18 protein-coding genes are annotated in these 18,963 nt (G+C 56.9%); 9 read left to right on the forward strand and 9 right to left on the reverse strand.

Features of this window, described 5'->3' with window-relative positions; translation table 11 throughout:
• Positions 1-70: 70 nt before the first annotated feature.
• From QOL67_RS07495 to QOL67_RS07525, 7 genes are all read left to right on the forward strand, one after another.
• Positions 71-1,522, forward strand: a complete 1,452-nt coding sequence (locus QOL67_RS07495) for an aldehyde dehydrogenase family protein (protein ID WP_283425335.1) — start codon at positions 71-73, stop codon at positions 1,520-1,522.
• Positions 1,522-2,499, forward strand: coding sequence for a membrane dipeptidase (locus tag QOL67_RS07500; protein ID WP_283425336.1), 978 nt, complete (start codon positions 1,522-1,524; stop codon positions 2,497-2,499). Before QOL67_RS07495 ends, QOL67_RS07500 begins: the two co-directional genes overlap by 1 nt.
• The gene (locus QOL67_RS07505) at positions 2,496-4,181 is read left to right on the forward strand and encodes a hypothetical protein (protein ID WP_283425337.1); all 1,686 of its coding nucleotides are present in this window, start codon (positions 2,496-2,498) and stop codon (positions 4,179-4,181) included. Before QOL67_RS07500 ends, QOL67_RS07505 begins: the two co-directional genes overlap by 4 nt.
• The gene (locus tag QOL67_RS07510; protein WP_283425338.1) at positions 4,178-4,816 is read left to right on the forward strand and encodes a DUF3726 domain-containing protein; all 639 of its coding nucleotides are present in this window, start codon (positions 4,178-4,180) and stop codon (positions 4,814-4,816) included. Before QOL67_RS07505 ends, QOL67_RS07510 begins: the two co-directional genes overlap by 4 nt.
• Before the next feature lie 14 nt (positions 4,817-4,830).
• On the forward strand, positions 4,831-5,838 hold the full coding sequence (locus QOL67_RS07515) for an Ldh family oxidoreductase (protein WP_283425339.1): 1,008 nt from the start codon (positions 4,831-4,833) through the stop codon (positions 5,836-5,838).
• A 58-nt stretch (positions 5,839-5,896) separates the two neighbouring features.
• The gene (locus QOL67_RS07520) at positions 5,897-7,732 is read left to right on the forward strand and encodes a BCCT family transporter (protein ID WP_283425340.1); all 1,836 of its coding nucleotides are present in this window, start codon (positions 5,897-5,899) and stop codon (positions 7,730-7,732) included.
• 245 nt (positions 7,733-7,977) lie between these two features.
• Positions 7,978-8,187, forward strand: coding sequence for a hypothetical protein (locus QOL67_RS07525; protein WP_283425478.1), 210 nt, complete (start codon positions 7,978-7,980; stop codon positions 8,185-8,187).
• Between the two features lie 796 nt (positions 8,188-8,983).
• Here the strand turns inward: QOL67_RS07525 and QOL67_RS07535 are convergent.
• Both QOL67_RS07535 and QOL67_RS07540 read right to left on the reverse strand, forming a co-directional pair.
• The gene (locus QOL67_RS07535; protein ID WP_283425341.1) at positions 8,984-9,808 is read right to left on the reverse strand and encodes a citryl-CoA lyase; all 825 of its coding nucleotides are present in this window, start codon (positions 9,806-9,808) and stop codon (positions 8,984-8,986) included.
• The gene (locus QOL67_RS07540) at positions 9,805-10,995 is read right to left on the reverse strand and encodes a CaiB/BaiF CoA transferase family protein (RefSeq protein ID WP_283425342.1); all 1,191 of its coding nucleotides are present in this window, start codon (positions 10,993-10,995) and stop codon (positions 9,805-9,807) included. Before QOL67_RS07540 ends, QOL67_RS07535 begins: the two co-directional genes overlap by 4 nt.
• 83 nt (positions 10,996-11,078) lie before the next feature.
• Between QOL67_RS07540 and QOL67_RS07545 the strand changes: the two genes are divergently transcribed.
• Positions 11,079-11,756 carry an IclR family transcriptional regulator gene (locus QOL67_RS07545; RefSeq protein ID WP_283425343.1) on the forward strand — a complete coding sequence of 226 codons (678 nt, stop codon included), beginning with the start codon at positions 11,079-11,081 and terminating at the stop codon, positions 11,754-11,756.
• Positions 11,757-11,760: 4 nt separating this feature from the next.
• On the opposite strand, the gene QOL67_RS07550 is transcribed toward QOL67_RS07545, so the two are convergent.
• Positions 11,761-11,904 carry a hypothetical protein gene (locus QOL67_RS07550; RefSeq protein ID WP_283425344.1) on the reverse strand — a complete coding sequence of 48 codons (144 nt, stop codon included), beginning with the start codon at positions 11,902-11,904 and terminating at the stop codon, positions 11,761-11,763.
• A gap of 118 nt (positions 11,905-12,022) precedes the next feature.
• Here QOL67_RS07550 and QOL67_RS07555 point away from each other — a divergent pair, with 118 nt between their 5' ends.
• On the forward strand, positions 12,023-12,829 hold the full coding sequence (locus QOL67_RS07555) for a GNAT family N-acetyltransferase (protein ID WP_283425345.1): 807 nt from the start codon (positions 12,023-12,025) through the stop codon (positions 12,827-12,829).
• Here the strand turns inward: QOL67_RS07555 and QOL67_RS07560 are convergent.
• The 6 genes from QOL67_RS07560 to QOL67_RS07585 all read right to left on the reverse strand — a co-directional run bounded on the left by QOL67_RS07560 (position 12,826) and on the right by QOL67_RS07585 (position 18,963).
• Positions 12,826-13,227, reverse strand: a complete 402-nt coding sequence (locus tag QOL67_RS07560) for a RidA family protein (RefSeq protein ID WP_283425346.1) — start codon at positions 13,225-13,227, stop codon at positions 12,826-12,828. The two genes, QOL67_RS07555 and QOL67_RS07560, sit on opposite strands and share 4 nt — an antisense overlap.
• A gap of 10 nt (positions 13,228-13,237) precedes the next feature.
• Entirely contained in the window at positions 13,238-14,425 is a 1,188-nt protein-coding gene (gene kynU, locus QOL67_RS07565) for a kynureninase (protein ID WP_430458938.1), read from the reverse strand.
• An 8-nt stretch (positions 14,426-14,433) separates the two neighbouring features.
• Positions 14,434-15,273, reverse strand: a complete 840-nt coding sequence (locus QOL67_RS07570) for a tryptophan 2,3-dioxygenase (RefSeq protein ID WP_283425348.1) — start codon at positions 15,271-15,273, stop codon at positions 14,434-14,436.
• A 9-nt stretch (positions 15,274-15,282) separates the two neighbouring features.
• Positions 15,283-16,899, reverse strand: coding sequence for an AMP-binding protein (locus QOL67_RS07575; protein ID WP_283425349.1), 1,617 nt, complete (start codon positions 16,897-16,899; stop codon positions 15,283-15,285).
• Positions 16,896-18,062: an acyl-CoA dehydrogenase family protein gene (locus QOL67_RS07580; RefSeq protein ID WP_283425350.1), complete on the reverse strand. Its 1,167-nt coding sequence runs from the start codon at positions 18,060-18,062 to the stop codon at positions 16,896-16,898. Before QOL67_RS07580 ends, QOL67_RS07575 begins: the two co-directional genes overlap by 4 nt.
• A 100-nt stretch (positions 18,063-18,162) precedes the next feature.
• Positions 18,163-18,963 carry an enoyl-CoA hydratase family protein gene (locus QOL67_RS07585; protein ID WP_283425351.1) on the reverse strand — a complete coding sequence of 267 codons (801 nt, stop codon included), beginning with the start codon at positions 18,961-18,963 and terminating at the stop codon, positions 18,163-18,165.

Consider the following 18,963-nt stretch of genomic DNA (forward strand, 5'->3'; position numbering starts at 1 on the left):
ATGTGACACCGAGAGTCCACGATATCTCATCAAACTTTGGCCATTTTGGCCAGCGCGTAAGGGACACGGCATGTCAAACATCAATTGCAATTTTGTGGCGGGGCAATGGGTCACTGGGGATCAGGAAATTGAAAACCGGAACCCCTCGGACACAAGTGACCTGATTGGCCGGTATGCGCAGGCCAGCCGGGGCCAGTTGGACGAGGCACTGGAACAGGCGCAACGCGCGCAAGCTGTGTGGGCCACTTATGGAATGGAGCGCAAGCAGGCCGTTCTGATGAGCATCGGTAATGAATTGATGAGCCGTGCCGACGAGCTTGGCCGGTTGCTTAGCCGAGAAGAAGGCAAGCCCTTCGCGGAAGGGCGTGGAGAGGTTTTTCGCGCAGGACAGTTCTTCACCTACTACGCAGCAGAATGTCTGCGTCAACTGGGCGAAAATGCCGACAGCGTGCGCGAAGGTGTTGAAATTGATGTCCGCCGCGAGCCCGTTGGTGTGGTGGCCATTGTCTCCCCTTGGAATTTCCCAACTGCCACAGCGTCTTGGAAGATCGCACCCGCATTGTGTTACGGCAACGCCGTGGTCTGGAAGCCAGCAAATGTCACGCCAGCGTCAGCCGTTGCACTGACTGAGATCATCTCCCGACAGGACATTCCAGAGGGGCTGTTTTCTCTGGTAATGGGCGCAGGCAGCTCGATCGGTCAGCATCTTGTTGAACACCCCTCCGTCGATGCAATTTCCTTCACTGGCTCCGTGCCTGTAGGCAAAGGTATCGCCACCGCCGCCATTCAGAACCTGACCAAGGTTCAGATGGAAATGGGCTCCAAAAATGCACTGGCTGTTATGGATGACGGAGACCTCGATCTCGCTGTGTCCGTTGCCCTCGGTGGTGCCTTTGGCGGCACAGGTCAAAAATGCACAGCCTCTTCGCGGCTTATCGTTCATGCGTCAGTGCATGATGCGTTTGTGGACAAACTGGTTGCTGGCGCAAAGGCAATGAAAGTGGGCCACGCATTACACGACGGCACCCAAATGGGGCCGGTTGTGAGCGCCCAACAACTTCAGGAAAACCTCGAATATGTCGCGTTTGGGCAAGCCGAAGGCGCCGAACTTGCCTGCGGCGGGGTCAGATTGGAGATGCCGGAGGATGGGTTTTATATGTCGCCGGGCATCTTTTTGAACACCACAAACGATATGCGCATCAATCGTGAAGAGATGTTTGCGCCTTTGGCTTCTGTGATCAAGGTCGACAGCTATGATCAAGCCCTGGCAACAGTAAATGACACCAACTTTGGGCTTACGTCTGGCATCGTCACCCGTGATCTGGCACGCGCGACGCATTTCCGGAGACACGCGCGAACAGGTGTTGTAACGGTCAATTTGCCTACGGCGGGAACCGACTACCACGTGCCGTTTGGTGGTCGTGGTGACAGTTCTTATGGGCCACGCGAGCAAGGTCGGGCGGCTGCGGAATTCTACACCACGGTCAAAACAGCCTACATCAGCGCGGGGGTGCCTTCCTGATGCGCATTGACGGCCTTCAATACGCCAATTGGTCTGAAAAGATCTTCCGGCAACTGCGCGAAGGCCGTGTTGATGCGGTGCATGTCACGATCGCCTACCACGAAACCTTCCGTGAAACGGTTTTGAATTTCGAACGATGGAACCGCTGGTTTGAGACCTACAGTGATCTGATTTTAAAGGGCACATCAGCCCGAGATATCGACATTGCCCGCAAAACAAATCGCACAGCCATCTTCTTTGGCTTTCAAAATCCCAGTCCGATGGAAGACGACATCGGGCTGATAGAAATCCTGCACACGCTTGGCGCGCGCTTTATGCAGCTGACCTATAACAATCAGTCTTTGCTCGCCACGGGGTGCTACGAGGCTGAGGACTCTGGCATCACCCGCATGGGCAAACAGGTCATCAAAGAAATGAACCGGGTTGGTCTCGTGGTCGACATGAGCCATTCCGCAGACCGTTCGACGATTGAGGCGGCGGATATCTCGGAACGGCCAATTGCCATCACCCATGCCAATCCGTTTGAGTGGTCTCCGGCGCTTCGCAACAAGAAAGACGACGTCATCCAAGCGGTCACGCAAAATGGAGGCATGATAGGGTTTTCGCTATATCCTCACCACTTAAAGGACAAATCGGCCTGCACGCTTCAGAGTTTCTGCGAGATGGTTGCCCGCGCCGCGGACACATATGGGGTCACCCATTTGGGCATCGGATCAGATCTTTGTCAGGATCAGCCCGACAGCGTTGTGGAATGGATGCGCACAGGTCGTTGGAGCAAAGAGATCGACTTTGGAGAAGGGTCTGCCGCTTCGCCCGGTTTTCCTAAAATGCCCAGCTGGTTCCAAGACAATCGTGATTTTGACAACTTGGAAGCCGGATTGCGGGACGTCGGCATGAGCGCTGACGAGGTTGCCGCGATCATGGGCGGCAATTGGTACCGTTTCTTTGACGATAACTTTGGCGCAAGCGTCCCATGATCACAGATACGCCGCATATCAAAAGGCGCCCTCCTTCGGAGGTGATGCGATTGGAGCGACTGGGCTCTTTGCATCAGAGTCGATTGAGTTTTATGCGGGTGTTGTTACGGCGGTTGGCCGGTGACAACTGGGAGTTTTCTCGGCCACAATTTGAGATTGACGAAACCGGCGTTGGCTTTGCCGTTTACACGGCGACGGGGCCAGAACGCAGCTATTCTCTGGTCGCTTTTGCCCATGATCTACCGGATGAAATGCGCTCGGATCGGGTGATTGCCGAAGCGTGGGACGCCACCTTTACACTGTTTGATGGTGTGCCAAGTGATGCGGATATCGACCGGTTGAAACAAAACGTGCCGCTGCAAGAAGCAGGGCGGATCAGCGAAAAAGAGCTGTCGTTGTCTCGGGCCAACCGCTCAGTGCGACTTTGGGAGCATGTCGTGTCCGCTCTGGCCAAAGGGCATCAACCTGACACCAACATGATTGATCAGGTTGGCTACCTCATGCGGACCACGGCGGTTTATGGATCGGGAAAATTTGGCGCTGCGGATCGCGAGACCATTTCGGATCGCGAGGAGTTGTACCCGCCTTTTCAAGTCGAAATGCTGTCTGTGTACCTCACTCGGGCCTTTGTTCTCGATCTGGTTCAGCACATGGCGCAAATGAAGGGTGGCACAACAACGGCAATCCTGGATCCGTCAATTGCGCGGGACCTGGGCATTGGAAACTCCACTGGTTTGGGCATGGCGCCGTTTGTGATCAACCACCCAGTTTTGTTCAACAATTGGATTATGGCGCGGGAGGAGGCCATCCGTCAGGTACGGCTGATTGCGTCGGCGTCCGAAGATGTCACGGGTGTTTTTAAGAATCGCCTGAAACGCAGCGCCATTTCAGTTTCCCGATGGGCATCCAAACATCCTCTGCAGATTGAGAAAATCGACGCCTTGAAAAGCGACTTGGAGCGTCTGAGTTCACGGGTTGAGGAAGACGATTTTCAAACACCCTATCCATGGAACCAATTGATGGAATGGGCGGCCACACATCTTAGTACCGAAGGGCAGGAGCTACTGGCGTCGCTGATATTGGAACCCTATCCAGATTTGGTGGATCCGCTTGTCACCAGCATGGCGGACGCCAGCCCTGCCGTGACCACCATCGACGGCGCGATGCCGATTGGTGACGTGAACAGCCTTCTTGAGCAAAGTTTCGGTTGGGCGTTTGAGTATGATTGGCAGTCCCCCCGCAACTGTGCACGCGCTTGGTATGTGTCCGAAGAAAAGCTGGAGCCGCGACTGGGAGAACGGTTTGAAGAGCCGATTGCCCCCTATGAGCAACCTTTGGCACCAGCCCGTGATGCGGCACAGGCCTACAACGCATTGAAAAATTGGCCTGAGACGTCCGAGATAGCCGAATTCCTGCAACGTCACCCTGAACACCGCCATACCATACGACGCGCGCAACTGAGCCAAAGTGCCCCCTATGGCGAAATTCGCGACAACACGATCGCAGTCGATGTGCTGCCAATTGACATGCTGCGCGCAAAACTCTCTTTTTTTGGCGCAACACATTTTGACCCAAGGTCAGACCGCTGGGTCCGAATTTGTATGTTCGCCGGTGCCCCATATCCCGAGACCCTGTCTGAAGCCAACGCCGATGATTGGGTGTATCCGGAGTTGGCCCCATGACCATGTACTTGACTGTGTCCCTAAACGAGGTCGAAGCAACCGCGAAGAAAGCTGCACGCGGCGCGGGTTTCACCTGGGGCATGGCAGAAGAGGCCGCCAAGGCCACGCGCTGGCTTTGTGGAAACGGGGTCAACGGTTGCGCGGAACTCTCCCGACTGTTGTCGATCAAAGAGCGCAACATTGAGCGCACTCCAATTAAAGAGGCCGGGGTTTGGGAAGCCGCTTCTGGACCTCTCTGCCCTATAAACGTGGGCGCGTGTATGGCTGATCAAGCGCATGAAATAAGTGCGGAAGGTTGGCAAGTGAACGATGTCGCTTGCCCTGCCTTCCTGATGCCTTTTGTGGCCGACATTGCCGCAAAGACAGGACAAACTGTCGGTCTGGTGGGGCAAGAATTCACTTTGGTGACCGACGGTAATCACCAGCACCTCACCGGAAAGGTGCCTGCTCATGGTGTCTCGATGGTCATCCGACCAACCCAAAAGACGGTACTCCCCAGTGGCGGCTTCACCCGCGTCACGTCCACAGAAGCAGATTGGGCCGTGCTGCAAACACTGGCGTATCGCACCTATGCACCAGCAACCGAAGCGTCTCGTATGACGGGCGCGGGCGCGGGAATTACTGACAACGACTAGACGAGGACACCAACATGGAAACCAGAACGCTAAGCCTTGCTGAAATCGAAGATTTAAGCCTGCGTGCATTGGTGGCCGCTGGCACCTCAGTTGAAAATGCCCGCCCCCTTGCGGTGGCCACCGCGGCAACCGAGGCTGACGGGATATCCAGTCATGGTCTGGCCTATATTCCAATATACTGCGAGCACGTGATTTGCGGCAAAGTAGACGGCCAGGCAACACCGAAGCGTGAAACCACGGCTCCCTCTGTCATCACCGTCGATGCCGCAACAGGATTTGCCCACCCGGCAATCGACTTAGGTTTTGATGCCTTGGTCCCACTTGCCCGGACACAGGGAATAGCGGCACTGGCAGTAAACAATAGCTATAATTGTGGTGTTCTTGGGTATCACACACAGCAACTGGCCAAAGCGGGCCTGGTGGGACTTGGATTCACCAATGCGCCAGCCTCAATTGCACCCTCAGGTGGGTTCAAGCCAGTGGTTGGAACAAATCCATTTTCAATTGCTGTACCCGGTGCCGGCGGAGATCCCGCGCTGTTAATCGATCAAAGCGCCAGCACAATTGCCAAAAGCGAGGTCATGAAGCGCGCCCGGGAAGGCAAACCCATCCCAGTGGGTTGGGCGCTTGATAGTGAGGGGCAACCGACAACGGATCCTGCCGTTGGCCTAAAGGGCTCCATGGCCCCGTCCGGTGGCTACAAAGGCGTCGGAACGGCTTTGCTTGTTGAGCTTATGGCTGCAGCCCTTACCGGGGCCACGTTAGGTATCGATGCCTCGCCTTTCTCGGGCACCGCAGGCGGGCCACCTCGCACCGGGCAATTCTTCATCGCAATAGATCCGATAGCGACATCAGGTGGCGGGTTCGCAGCCTTGGTTGCGCGGCTCACAGACACAATTCACGCGCAAGACGGCGCGAGACTTCCCGGCGATGGCCGCAACAAGCACCGCATACAAGCCCGCATAGACGGGGTGGCGGTGAATGTGGCGACGCTGGAAAAAATTGAAACCATTATCGGCTGATCTGGCGCGGGAGGGCGCAGAAAGGGTCGACGGATTTTGACATTCAGGGAGGAAACGCATGTCAATTAAACCACCGTTTACAGAGGTCGAGGTCAACAGAGCCGCGTCCGGATTTTATGAAGGACACAGCGTCGAAATTGCGCTTTTGTCCAAAGCAATCTTGGTTGGATTGGTGCTTTGGGCACTTGTCTGGCCAGCAAACGCAAATGGGGTATTGGGCAGTCTGAACTGGCAGCTGTTGGAAAGCTTCAACACGTTCTACATCATTATTGTTGGTTTCTTTGCATTCTTCTTGTTTGTGCTCGCAGCACTCCCCCAAACCGGAAAGCGCATAATGGGGCGCCCGGGAGAAGGCACGGAGTTCTCAAATTTCTCTTGGTTTTCCATGATGTTCGGCGCCGGTCTCGGCGTGGGATTGATGGTGTTTGCAACAGCAGAGCCACTTGGCTTGTGGGGCTCAAACCCAGTGGTTGTCGCGGGTGATGTGGCGGGCAATACAGAAGATGCGCTGAAATCTGCATATCGCTATACCTTTGCGCATTACGGCTTCCACGCTTGGGCAATCTATGTGGTGACAGGGCTGTCTCTTGCTTACTATGCCTACACCCGTGGAATGCCGCTGACGATCCGGTCCGCACTCACCCCCCTGTTTGGCCCGCTTATGAATGGCCCGCTGGGCCATCTTGTGGATGTTTTGGGTGTGGTTGCCACCATTCTTGGCGTCTCTGTTACAATTGGCTTCGGCGTGTCTCAATTCATTGACGGCATGTATGCAATCACCGGCATGAGCTGGATGATGGATATGAGCGGCGAAGCACCAGCTCCGGGTACCGTTGGATTGATCGCCGGTTTGTTGGTGATTATGGGCTTGTCCATTGTGTCGGCCGTTTCTGGCGTGGGCAAAGGTGTGAAATACCTTTCCAACCTGAACTTGGTTCTGTCGCTTATCCTGCTGTTTGTCTTTGTTGTTTTCGGCTCATTCCTGTTTGCCATGACCACCTACGCAACGGCGCTTGTCGACTATCTGTTGAACTTTGTGTCGCTGAGCTTTGGCGCATACGGACCGCAAGCCGCCGGAGATTTTGCCGCTGCTTTGCCAAGTGAGGCTGCACCATTTGCAGATGCTCTTCAAGGTGGTGCCACCAACGCATGGGGATCCTTTGACAGCTTCAAGTCTGGTCTTGAGGGCGATGCTGCCGCATTATCAGATTCTGTACTTCAGTCAGCTTATGCAGCTGGTGAACCTGGCCGCCAATTTGGCTGGCAAGCCGGTTGGACCACGTTCTATTGGGCGTGGTGGATTGCCTTCTCTCCATTTGTTGGTCTTTTCTTGGCCCGCATCTCTCGCGGTCGCACCGTGCGGGAATTCATCGTGGGCTGCATGTTTGCGCCAGCGCTTGTTTGTTTTGCTTGGATGACAATTCTGGGTGGAACCGCCATTGATCTTGAACTCACAGGTGGCGCGGAAGGAGCCATCATCGGAGCGTCAAATACTGCAAAGCTGTTTGTCACACTGGGCGAAATGCTGTCTGGCGGTCTTCTCAGCGCCATCACTGTTATGTGCGTCGTGCTGATTATGACCTTCTTGGTGACCTCCGCGGATTCTGGCATTCTGGTGATGAACACCATCATGTCTGGTGGTGATCAAGAAGTTGGCAACAAACACAAAGTGGTCTGGGGTGTCATACTCACTGCGGTCATTGGCACATTGCTGATTGCGGGAAAAACCAATGGTGGCGCTGATCCAATGGAAGCTCTCAAGAGCGCCATGATCATCGGTGCCCTTCCTTTCACCATTGTCATGGGGTTGATGTGCATCTCCCTTGCCAAAGCGCTGTTCCGTGATGGTCAGAGAGACAAGCTCAACGAAACCGTGGTTGCTCCCGGCGAGTAAACCAACACGCCAAGCGGGGGTTTTGGCTCCGCTTGGCGACAGCTACGCCAAGCCCCCGTAAAGTATTGAAGGCACACCGGCTGCTGTGCCCTTTTCACGGGTAACGTCGCGCACATCTTAAGGCTCTGTGTCGTCACTTGAAACGCGGCAGCACTTAATGCGCTCTCAACCCCAGGAATTAGGGGCGATTGATCCCGACATTTCTCTGTGCCGCCATGTCGCCGATCATTCGGAAGGTCTGCGACATGACCGACGATTACTTGAATGGCCAACTGGAACTGCTGGGTGCGCGCTCAGATAAGGATGAATTCAAGCTTCCAGAGCGACTTCTGGATATTCTCTTCATCCGAATATTGTTTGCGTGTGGCCCGCTTGAAGCCCTTGACGATCTTCTCGCCGGGGCTCTTCGTTGTATTTCTCATCGTCCACTCCTCGGTGGTTACGATGAGCCTTAAACTCTCTCTTATCAAATACCGCTGTTTGGACCCATAGGCGCTGACGTCAGACACCGTCCGGAAAGTCTTCAACGCGTGATTGGCGGCGGAAGGTGTTGCTGCCAATGAGCGTTACCGCTCCGCGACCATTGCTTTTGTGATTTCGTCAAGTGGGAGGCGTAACCAGTCTTTCAGGTGCAGCTCGAATTGCTGCCGGACGCCGAGCTTATGTGTTTCTGAACGCAACTTCGGGCGCACGAGGTAGGCATCCATCGCCACCTTAGGGTTGGCGCTCCAATTTAGATTTTCTTGCCAGCCCCCCTGCCCCATTCCAGAGCAGCCTGGCGAGCGACGTCCGCCGAGATCACCGGGAACCGCCCGATGACGACCCGCGCGTCTGCCGGCCAACGTTCTTCTGATAATACCAAGTCTTTGAATTCTTCCCCGCGAAGAGAACGGAACCTCTGACCTCACTGTCGCAATGTTTGCCGGTACCCGCTTTTATCTGTGGAACCTTACGGGCGAAGGTCTCTGTGAGTTTTGGAATTTTGTCGGCTTTTTGTCGGAACCGAACCGATACACAGTGATACCGTGTGGCGCATGATGCCATTCATTATTAAATGAAATGAAGGATTTAGAAACTCCATGCAACCCCGAGAAAGTCACGTCACTTTCTCGGAGGACTGAGGTCTTTCCATTACACTGCGCCCGCTCAAGGTCTGGTTGATGGATTTCAGCCTCTTAGAGAGGTCAAGAGGGTTCGCGCATTGAGCGTAAATTTCCCTCTCCTCACACCGCGCATCCGCAGGCGGCCCTTCTATTCTTGGGCCTCATGGATTGGGTTCTCGCCGGTATAGGTCCAGCGGTACTGCGGCGGAGTTGGGCCCTTGTTGCGCTCCGCCTGCCCCATCTGCTCCCATGCGTGGGCAATCACACCCACAGAGCGTGACAAACAAAACAGCCCACGCGCCAGAGGGCCTTCAAATCCAAGCTCGGCGTAGACCAAAGCGGTGGCCCCATCAATGTTCATCGGTACAGGTTGGCCTTTGCGGGTGTTGAGTTCTTTCTGCGTCGCACGGCCAATGGCGACAAAGCGACCTGAGACAACGCCGGATTTGGCGGCCTCCTCGATCAAGCTCAACAAACGCGGTGCGCGCGGGTCTTCAGGTTTGTGAAAGCGATGTCCAAAACCGGGGATGAATTTACCGCGCTCAGCTTGCCAGCGGTCAATCATCGCTGCGGTGGCCGCTTGCACATCCGCGCCTTGTTGCACAGCGAGATCAATCCAAGTGTAGAGTTCCACCGCCTGTTCGCCTGCGCCACCATGCACGTCATCGAGGAGATTTACCGCAGACGCCATGGCCCCGTTGAGACCCAATCCACAGGTCACCGCCATACGGGCGGCGGCAATTGAGGGTGCTTGTGGGCCATGGTCCACGGCCGCGACAAGCGCGCATTCCAACAAGCGGGCTTGGTCCGGCGTGGGCAAGTCACCCCGTGTCATCAGCCAGATCATCTGGGGAAAGGTGACATTCCCGATCAACTCTTCGATTGGGTGCCCACGAAAGCGGATTTGACCTGGGGCCATGTCGATGATCGAAGTCGACCACCAGTCAGAAACATCGGAATTGGATCGGGTCATATCGCACCACCTTTCTGAAGCTCTGCAATTCTAGATTCTGAGAGACCAAGGTTGCTGTAAATGCTGGCATTATCCACGCCCAGCTCCGGTGGAGGACTGTCCACTGTCAACGGCGCACCGTCCATTTTGATGCCGGTTGTCACCACCTCAATGTCACGGCCAACGCCCGGTACATCTGGGAACCTATGCAAGAACCCTCGGTCGGTGATTTGTGGCATGTCCAGCACTTCCGGCACTGTCAGCACCGCGCCCGCTGGCACACCAATTGTGTTGAGTTCTTTGGCCCAGTCCCGCGCCGGGCGCGTTTTGAGCACTGCTTCCAACTCAGCTTTCAGGGCCAATCGGTTTACCTTGCGGCTCTCGCGGGACGCAAATTCAGGACGGTCACGCAAGGCGGCGAGTCCAAGGTGATCCGTTAGAAGCCGCCACTGTTCGTCTTTATTGGCGGCAATGTTGATCAAGCCGTCGCTTGCCTCAAACGCCCCGGACGGCGCGGAGGTCGGATTTTCATTGCCATTGGCCTGTGGCGGGACACCTGCAATCAACAAATTGGACACAGCCCACCCCATGGTTGCCAAGACCGATTCCAGCATGGAGACATCCAGAAATGTGCCGCGTGGTGTGGCGTTCAGCGCAGCAGAAATGGCAAACGCTGCGGTGATGCCGCCCACGGTGTCAGCAATTGGGTACCCCACCCGCAAAGGCGCACTGTCTGTATCACCGGTCACCGACATCACACCTGAGGTGCCCTGAATGATCTGATCGTATGCGGGCCTTTGTTTCCATGGGCCGTCTTGGCCGAAGCCGGAAATGGCGCAGTAAATCAGATCCGGTTTGATCGCTTTGAGGTGGTTATAGCCCACGCCCAACCGGTCCATTACACCGGGGCGGAAGTTCTCAACCACCACGTCAGCGGTGGCGACAAGCTTCACAAACAGCGCTTTCCCATCAGGGTTTTTCAGGTTCACCGTGACCGATTTCTTACCCGCATTCTGGGCAAGAAAGGACACGCCCATGTTGTTTTGGCTCAATTCGGGATCCGCCCCCAACTGCCGTGCAAGATCACCGCGCCCCACCGCTTCAACCTTGATCACCTCAGCGCCCATGTGGGCCAGTTGATGACAGGCAAAGGGGCCTGCAAGCACATTGGTGAGGTCCAATACGCGAATGTCCGTGAGTGGTTTCATAGGGTGTCCTTTCACCTGTGCAGCTAGACGGACGCCCTAATCAGTGCAACAAGTGGTCAAAGTTGTTGCGTAGAGTGGAACAGATGGCAGAAACCCGCGTGGAATCCGTTGAGAAAGCCCTGTCGATTTTGGAAGCGTTTTCGGGTGAGCAGCGTTCGCTGACACTGACGGAAATCGCTAAGGAAACCGGGCTCTATAAAAGCAATGTGTCGCGGCTAGCGTCGTCATTGGAGCGCTATGGCTATCTCAAACGCGATGCGGACCGGCGGTTTCGGCTGGGGCCAGCCTTGTGGCGGTTGGGCACGTTGTATCGGCGCAATTTTGAGATGGGCGATGCCATACGCCCTGTATTGCGGCAGTTGGTGGCAGACACCGGCGAGACTGCCTCTTTCTACGTGCTCGATCAGGATGAGCGGCTGTGTTTGTACCGGGAGAATTCACCAGAGCCGGTGCGCCACCATCTGGACGAAGGCGCGCGTTTGACCCTGCGCGCGGGCGCAGCGGGACATGTGTTGGCGGCGTTCAGTCTGCTAGATGCCGGAGCTAAAGCGCAGTTGGCGGCGGACGGCAGCTGTACCTCAGCCGGGGAACGCAATCCGCATATTGCCTCAGCCGCCGCGCCAATTGTGGATGCCGCAGGGCAGTTTCATGGGGCATTGGCCGTATCCGGCCCATTGGAGCGGCTGAGTGGCGACGCGCTGGAAATGGCACGCCTGCGGGTATTGCTTGCCGCCCGTGAGTTGAGCCGCGACATTCTCTAGACCGTCACAAAAACAGCACGTCGATGGCTGTAAGGACAAGAAACACCGGGATGGAGAGCACAGTGGCCAAAAGCACGGCGGCGGTTTTTGTCCATTTCACGGTGGGCACGGAATGGCCCATTACAAGGGATTGTTCAGACTTTCTCATGACTTCATTAACCATGAATTAGGTTTCAGATGCGTTAATGGCCCTCATGTTGGATGTCTCCCTTCCCCTCCCCGCGCGCCCGTTGCAACAGAGCCATGAATACCGTCAAGCATTGAGCATGACGGAGGCCCAAACCAAAACGCTGAGCGACGGCACCTTGGTGCTGCGCCGCAAGATTGGCGGCGTGAACGTCGCTATGTTGCCGCGCGCAACCCTCAAGAAAGCCACCCTGCCCGGCCTGATCCGGGAGGCAGGTTTGCGGCGCGAAGTTTTGGTGCTCAATCCGGATCATCCGGCACCCTGGCTAGGCAATCTTGGCGCCGTGCCCGTGATGACACCTACCCATGTGGCGGAGCTCACCCTGACCGGCGATCTGCGCGGGCAAATGCATCAGAAATGGCGCAACCGGTTGGTGTTTGCAGAAAGCCAAGGCCTGCGCCTGACCCGCCAAAACTTACCCATCAAACCTGACAACTGGATTTTGCAGCAAGATGCGCAACAACAATCCGCGCGCGGCTATACAACCTGGTCCGAGGCGCTGACGCTGGCCTATAGCAAAGCCAATCGCGGCAGCGCAAAACTGTTCACCGCGTTTGACGGCAAGACACCCGTCGCGGCAATGCTGTTCCTCTGTCATGGCGACAGCGCAACTTACCACATCAGTCACACCACTGAGGCGGGACGTGCAGCCAGCGCGCACAACCTGCTTTTATGGGAAGCTATGACCTGGCTGGCGGGCAAAGGCGTGACCACGCTGGAACTGGGTCAGGTGGACACCGAAAAAGCCGCCGGATTGGCGCGGTTCAAGCTGGGCACGGGGGCCACCCTGCGCCCCTTGGGCGGCAGTTGGTTGTGGTGGCCACCCTTGGGCAAGTTGTTGTCACCCCTAAGGTTTCTGGACCGCAAGGCTATGTCAGCGGCCTAATCCTTGCAGATGTGCGCCGTCGCTTCGATCTCCAGCAGCGCTTCGTCTTCGACCAGATCAGCCACCACCACCAAGGACATCGCGGGGAAATGCCGCCCCAACACAGAGCGGTAAGCCTGCCCGATCTCGCGTTGATGCGCCAGATACTCAGACTTGCTTTTCACAAACCAGGTCAGCCGCGCAATGTCGCTTGGCTGCCCACCGGCCGCCTCCACAATCTCACAGATGTTCTGCAATACCTGCGTCATCTGGCCGATGAAATCATGGCTCTCAAAGACCTTCTGACTGTTCCAGCCAATCTGCCCGCCGATGTGCAGCGTGCCGTCCTCGGCCAGCATGCCATTGGCGTAACCCAGCGCGGGCGCCCAGCCCTCAGGATGTATTGTTTTCAAACCCATAGTCCTCGTCTCAGGTCACGCGCGAGCGCACGTTGTACTTTTCCGCGCGCCAGTGTTCATTGGTCATGACATCCTCGATGATCTTGGCTGCCGCGACAATATCCGCGTCATCCAGATAGAGCGGTGTGAAGCCAAACCGCATGATGTTGGGCGCACGGAAATCTCCAATCACCCCACGGTCAATGATCGCCTGCATCGCAGCATAGCCATGCTCAAAGGCAAAAGACACCTGCGAGCCACGTGTGTTGGCGTCCCGTGGACTGGCCAATGTCAGCATCGGACAGCGCGCTTCTACCTCTTTGATAAACAGATCACTCAGGCGTTGCGATGCGGCGCGCAGGTCGCCCATGTCGACCCCGTCCCAGGCCTTCAGCGCTTCTTGCAGCACACCCAATTGCAGGATCGGCGGCGTGCCCACCCGCATGCGCTCGGTCGCGGAGGCCGGGCGGTAGTTCAATTCCATCGCAAATGGCACATCATGGCCCAGCCATCCAGAGAGCGCAGGCTCGATGTTGTCGACAATGTCAGGGCGCACATAGATAAACGCAGGCGCACCGGGCCCTCCGTTGAGGTATTTGTAGGTACAACCCACAGCAAACTCGGCGTTACTGCCCGCCATGTCGACCTGCAACGCACCGGCAGAGTGCGCGAGGTCCCAGATCATCACCGCGCCAACCTCATGTGCACGTTTGGTAATAGCATTCATGTCGTGCATGCGACCAGAGCGGTAATCCACTTGCGTGAGCATCACCACGGCGACCTCTTCCGTGATGGCCTCGGCCACATCTTCGGGTGCGGGTGCGCGCAGCTCATAACCCTGATCCAGCGTTTTGATCAGCCCTTCCGCCATATAGAGGTCAGACGGGAAGTTGCCATTGTCGCTTAGGATAACTTTGCGATCCGGACGCATTTTGATCGCAGCAGCCAGTGCCTGATAGACTTTGATCGACAATGTGTCGCCAGTGGCCACAGAGCCCGCAGGCGCGCCAATCAACTCGCCAATACGATCACCAACCAGCTGTGGCAAGGCCATCCAACCAGCGGTATTCCACGCTTTGATCAGCTGGCCGCCCCATTCCTCGGTGATGGTTTTCTGCGCCCGCTCAGCCGCACCTTTGGGCAAGACACCAAGCGAATTGCCATCGAGGTAGATCACGCCCTCAGGCACATCAAACAGCTCTTTTCTCGGGAGGTTCACGCCCATGCTCACAAGTCTCCGCGCAAGTGCCAAAGTTCAGGGAAAAGTTCCACGTCCAGCATCCTGCGCAGATACTGCACGCCCGACGTGCCGCCGGTCCCGCGTTTGAATCCGATCACCCGTTCCACTGTAGTAACGTGATTGAACCGCCAGCGACGGAAGTAATCCTCCAGATCGACCAGTTTCTCGGCCAACTCATAGAGCCGCCAATGGGTGTCCACATCCTCATAAACGGTTTTCCAGCGCGCCTGGATCTCTTCCACAACACTGTGTGGCTGGTTCAGTTGCGGCGCAGGCATGGCGCTGTCATCACCGTCCAGCGACACAAACAGGTAACGGATCACCTCATCATAAAAACTCGGTTGCGCCAGTTCTGCTTCCAGCGCGGCCTTGGCCTCTGGCACATGGGCGTGCGGCTTCACCATATTGGGATTGCGATTGCCCAACACATATTCGATCAACCGGTATTGATGGCTCTGAAATCCGGAAGACGGCCCCAGGGTTTCACGGAACGTCGTGTAATCCGCCGGCGTCATGGTGCGCAACACGTCCCACGCGTTGTTGAGCTGTTCAAAGATACGGCTTACACGGGCGAGCATCTTGAACATATGGCTCAAATCACCGGCTTTCAGGGCCTCGCGCGCTGCGCCCAGCTCATGCAAGGCCAGCTTCATCCAGAGTTCTGACGTCTGATGCTGGATGATAAACAACATCTCGTCATGCGCGTCACTCTGCGGATGCTGCTGGGTCAGGATGCCGTCCAGATGCAGGTAATCACCATACGACATGGCGTCTTTGAAGGACATTTTGGCACCGTCAGAGGACGGATCATAAGCTGTGTCGGTCATTGAATTTCCTTAAATCTCTGGCTGCAGCCGAAACCGTTGAATCTTGCCGGTTTCCGTCTTAGGCAACGCCTCGGTGAACACTACCGAGCGTGGGTATTTGTAAGGGGCAATGGTCGCTTTGACGTGGTCTTGCAGCACCTTAGCCGTGGTGTCATCCGCTGCGAAACCAACAGCCGTGACCACATGCGCCTGTACAATGGCACCGCGTGCTTCATCCGGCACACCAATCACGGCACATTCAGCCACCGCCTCGTGTGCCAGCAAGGCCGCCTCCACCTCCGGGCCGGCAATATTGTAGCCAGAAGAGATGATCATGTCGTCGTTGCGGGCAGCAAAGTGGAAGTAGCCGTCTTCGTCCTGCCAAAAGGCATCGCCGGAGATGTTCCAGCCATCCACGACATACTCGTCCTGGCGTTCACCGCGCAGATAACGACAGCCGGTTGGACCACGCACCGCCAACCGTCCAACCTCGCCGCGCGGCAGGCTGTTGCCATCCAGCCCCACAACTTTGGCTTCATAGCCAGTTACAGGCTTGCCGGTACAGGCAGGACGGTGATCGTCAAAGCGGTTGGAAATGAAGATGTGCAGCAGCTCGGTTGCGCCAATGCCATCGAGCATCGGCTTGCCGGTTTTGGTCCGCCATTCCTCATAGACAGGTGCAGGCAATGTCTCCCCGGCACTGACCGCCGCGCGAAGAGAGGACAGGTCTGCGCCCTCGTCCATCGCGGCCAGCATCGCACGGTAGGCCGTTGGCGCGGTGAAGCAGACCGTGGCTTTATATTTTTCGATGATCTCAATCATATTGGGCGGCGTCGCCTGCTCCAGAAGCGTTGCAGCCGCACCAAACCGCAGCGGAAAAATCGCCAAGCCACCAAGGCCAAAGGTAAACGCCAGCGGCGGCGAGCCTACAAAAACATCTTCCGGCTGCACATCCAGCACTTCTTTGGCATAGCCATCAGCAATGATCATCAGGTCACGATGAAAATGCATGGTGCCTTTGGGCTCACCCGTGCTGCCTGAGGTGAAGCCAATCAGCGCCACATCATCTGCTGCTGTCGGCACCGCCTCAAACGTCACGGGTTTCTCAAGCGCCAGCCGGTCCAGCTCCGCGTTATGGTTGGCGGTGCCGTCAAAGCCAATGACTTTGAGATCGTCACACGCCTCGGCACATGCCTCCATTTCTTCCATCAGCCGCGTGTCACAAATCGCATGACTGATCTGTGCCGTGTCGACATATTTGGTTAGCTCCACCGCGCGCAGCATCGGCATGGTGTTCACCACCACCGCGCCTGCCTTGGTCGCTGCCAACCAACACGCCACCATGGCAGGGTTGTTGGAAGAGCGAATGATCACGCGATTTCCCGGTTTTACCCCTAAATCTTCAACCAACACATGCGCCAGCCGATTGGTCCAGTCGGTCAGCTCCTTGTAGGTACGCCGCCGGCCATTCCCAATCAACGCGGTGTTGTCGCCAAAGCCTTTGGCCACCATGCCGTCGGTTAATTCCCAACCGGCGTTCATCTGCTCGGGATACTCAAACCCGGCCAACAACAGGTCCGGCCACATCTCCTTTGGGGGGAGATTGTCCCGCGTGAAGCTGTCCTCATGTGCGCTTGCGCCCATCATTTTCTCGCTCCTTCTGCTGCTGCATTGGCCAACGTCTGGCGCGCAATCACCACGCGCTGCACGTCGCTTGCGCCCTCATAAATACGCAAAGCCCGGATCTCACGATAAAGCCTCTCCACCACCTCGCCGGATCTGACCCCGTCACCGCCAAACAGCTGTACAGCTTTGTCGATCACCTGTTGCGCATGGTCGGTTGCGAAGAGTTTGGCCATGGCCGCTTCACGTGTCACCCGCGGTGCACCGGAATCCTTGGCCCAGGCTGCGCGGTAAACCAGCAGCGCCGCCGCATCCACATCCAGCGCCATATCCGCAATATGCCCCTGCACCATCTGCAATTCAAACAGCGGTGCCCCCTGAACCTCGCGCGCTTGCACGCGTGTCACGGCCTCATCCAACGCCCGCCGGGCAAAGCCAAGCGCCGCCGCCGCAACCGTGGAGCGAAACACGTCCAGCACTGACATGGCGATGGCAAAGCCGCGGCCTGCCTCACCAATCAAAGCATCCGCTGGAATGCGGCAATTCTCAAACCGCAGGGTTGCCAATGGGTGCGGCGCAATGGTCTCCAACCGCTCAACCACAGACAGCCCCGGCGTGTCCGCAGGCACCACAAAGGCGCTCAGCCCTTTGGCCCCCGGCGCCTCACCAGTTCGGGCAAAGACGGCATAGACGTCCGCAATTCCGCCATTGGAAATCCAGGTCTTCTCACCATTGAGCACAAACTCATTGCCATCTTGAACTGCGGTCATAGTGGAATTGGCCACGTCAGAGCCAGATTGCGGCTCGGTCAGCGCAAACGCGGCAATCGCTTTGCCCGCCCGTGTCAGTGGCAGCCACTTGGCCTTCTGTGCCGCCGAGCCAAACAATGAAATCGCTCCAGTGCCCAGCCCCTGCATGGCAAATGCAAAATCCGCCAAACCGTCATGCCGCGCCAATATCTCCCGGCTTAAACACAGCGTCCGCACATCCAGCGCGCCGTCCTCCGCCGCCGTGGCCTGCAAGACCCCAGCCTCCCCCAACCGCGCGACCAGATCACGACAGCTGTCATCCACATCCGCATGGTTGACCGAGGCCAAAGCCTGCTCTGCCCAGGCTTCCAGCTCCGCAGCACACGTACGATGCGCCTCCTCAAAGAAAGGCCAGTCCAAAAAAGTTTGATCCGCCATGTGAAAGCCTCCCCTGCTTTCTCATTCCCCAAATATCCCGGGGGTGTGGGGGCTGGCCCCCAACTTAACCTGCGTGTGGGGGCTACCCCCCAAAAAACTGTCAGTCGCCTTCAAACACCGGGCGCTCTTTGGCAACAAAGGCATGATAGGCCCGATGGAAATCCTGCCCCTGCATACAAATCGCCTGTGCCTGTGCCTCAGCCTCAATTGCCTGCTCAATCGACATCGCCCATTCCTGCGCCAGCATGGTTTTGGTCATCATATTGGCAAAGCCTGGACCGTCCGCGATGCGTCGCGCCAAAGCTTGGGCTTCTGTCATCAGCGCATCTGCCGCAACCACACGGTTGAAATAGCCCCAATTGTGACCTTCCTCTGCGGTCATGGCGCGACCGAGATACAGCAACTCCGCCGCACGGCCCTGCCCAATAATGCGCGGCAGGATCGCGCAGGCGCCCATGTCGCAACCCGCCAACCCCACGCGGTTGAATAGAAACGCCGTTTTTGCTTCCGGTGTGGCAATGCGCAGATCAGACGCCATGGAAATGATCGCCCCCGCGCCGGCACAGATACCATCCACCGCCGCAATAATCGGCTTGCCGCAGTTGACCATGGCTTTCACCAAATCCCCGGTCATACGCGTAAACGCCAACAACTCTTTCATGTTCATCTTGGTCAGCGGGCCAATGATGTCATGCACATCACCACCGGAACTGAAATTGCCGCCGTTGGGCGCAAACACCACCGCCTTGACCTCGTCATCATAGCTCAGATCGCGAAACCAATCACGCAGCTCGGCGTAGCTGTCAAATGTCAGCGGGTTTTTCCGCTCCGGCCGGTTGAGCTGCACCGTCGCGATGCCATCCACAACACTGCACAAAAAGTGCTCCACATCCGTGCGCAT

The sequence above is a fragment of the Shimia sagamensis genome (assembly GCF_900182745.1).
Lineage (GTDB): Bacteria > Pseudomonadota > Alphaproteobacteria > Rhodobacterales > Rhodobacteraceae > Shimia > Shimia sagamensis.

Bases quoted from the DNA above. Each gene is read 5' to 3' on its own strand.
- QOL67_RS07495 (WP_283425335.1), top strand. From the start codon at position 71: ATGTCAAACATCAATTGCAATTTTGTGGCGGGGCAATGGGTCACTGGG.
- QOL67_RS07500 (WP_283425336.1), top strand. From the start codon at position 1,522: ATGCGCATTGACGGCCTTCAATACGCCAATTGGTCTGAAAAGATCTTC.
- QOL67_RS07570 (WP_283425348.1), bottom strand. From the start codon at position 15,273: ATGACCGACACAGCTTATGATCCGTCCTCTGACGGTGCCAAAATGTCC.
- QOL67_RS07515 (WP_283425339.1), top strand. From the start codon at position 4,831: ATGGAAACCAGAACGCTAAGCCTTGCTGAAATCGAAGATTTAAGCCTG.
- QOL67_RS07540 (WP_283425342.1), bottom strand. From the start codon at position 10,995: ATGAAACCACTCACGGACATTCGCGTATTGGACCTCACCAATGTGCTT.
- QOL67_RS07545 (WP_283425343.1), top strand. From the start codon at position 11,079: ATGGCAGAAACCCGCGTGGAATCCGTTGAGAAAGCCCTGTCGATTTTG.
- QOL67_RS07575 (WP_283425349.1), bottom strand. From the start codon at position 16,899: ATGATGGGCGCAAGCGCACATGAGGACAGCTTCACGCGGGACAATCTC.
- QOL67_RS07560 (WP_283425346.1), bottom strand. From the start codon at position 13,227: ATGGGTTTGAAAACAATACATCCTGAGGGCTGGGCGCCCGCGCTGGGT.
- QOL67_RS07520 (WP_283425340.1), top strand. From the start codon at position 5,897: ATGTCAATTAAACCACCGTTTACAGAGGTCGAGGTCAACAGAGCCGCG.
- QOL67_RS07580 (WP_283425350.1), bottom strand. From the start codon at position 18,062: ATGGCGGATCAAACTTTTTTGGACTGGCCTTTCTTTGAGGAGGCGCAT.
- QOL67_RS07505 (WP_283425337.1), top strand. From the start codon at position 2,496: ATGATCACAGATACGCCGCATATCAAAAGGCGCCCTCCTTCGGAGGTG.
- QOL67_RS07510 (WP_283425338.1), top strand. From the start codon at position 4,178: ATGACCATGTACTTGACTGTGTCCCTAAACGAGGTCGAAGCAACCGCG.
- QOL67_RS07535 (WP_283425341.1), bottom strand. From the start codon at position 9,808: ATGACCCGATCCAATTCCGATGTTTCTGACTGGTGGTCGACTTCGATC.
- QOL67_RS07555 (WP_283425345.1), top strand. From the start codon at position 12,023: ATGACGGAGGCCCAAACCAAAACGCTGAGCGACGGCACCTTGGTGCTG.
- QOL67_RS07585 (WP_283425351.1), bottom strand. From the start codon at position 18,963: ATGCGCACGGATGTGGAGCACTTTTTGTGCAGTGTTGTGGATGGCATC.
- QOL67_RS07550 (WP_283425344.1), bottom strand. From the start codon at position 11,904: ATGAGAAAGTCTGAACAATCCCTTGTAATGGGCCATTCCGTGCCCACC.
- QOL67_RS07525 (WP_283425478.1), top strand. From the start codon at position 7,978: ATGACCGACGATTACTTGAATGGCCAACTGGAACTGCTGGGTGCGCGC.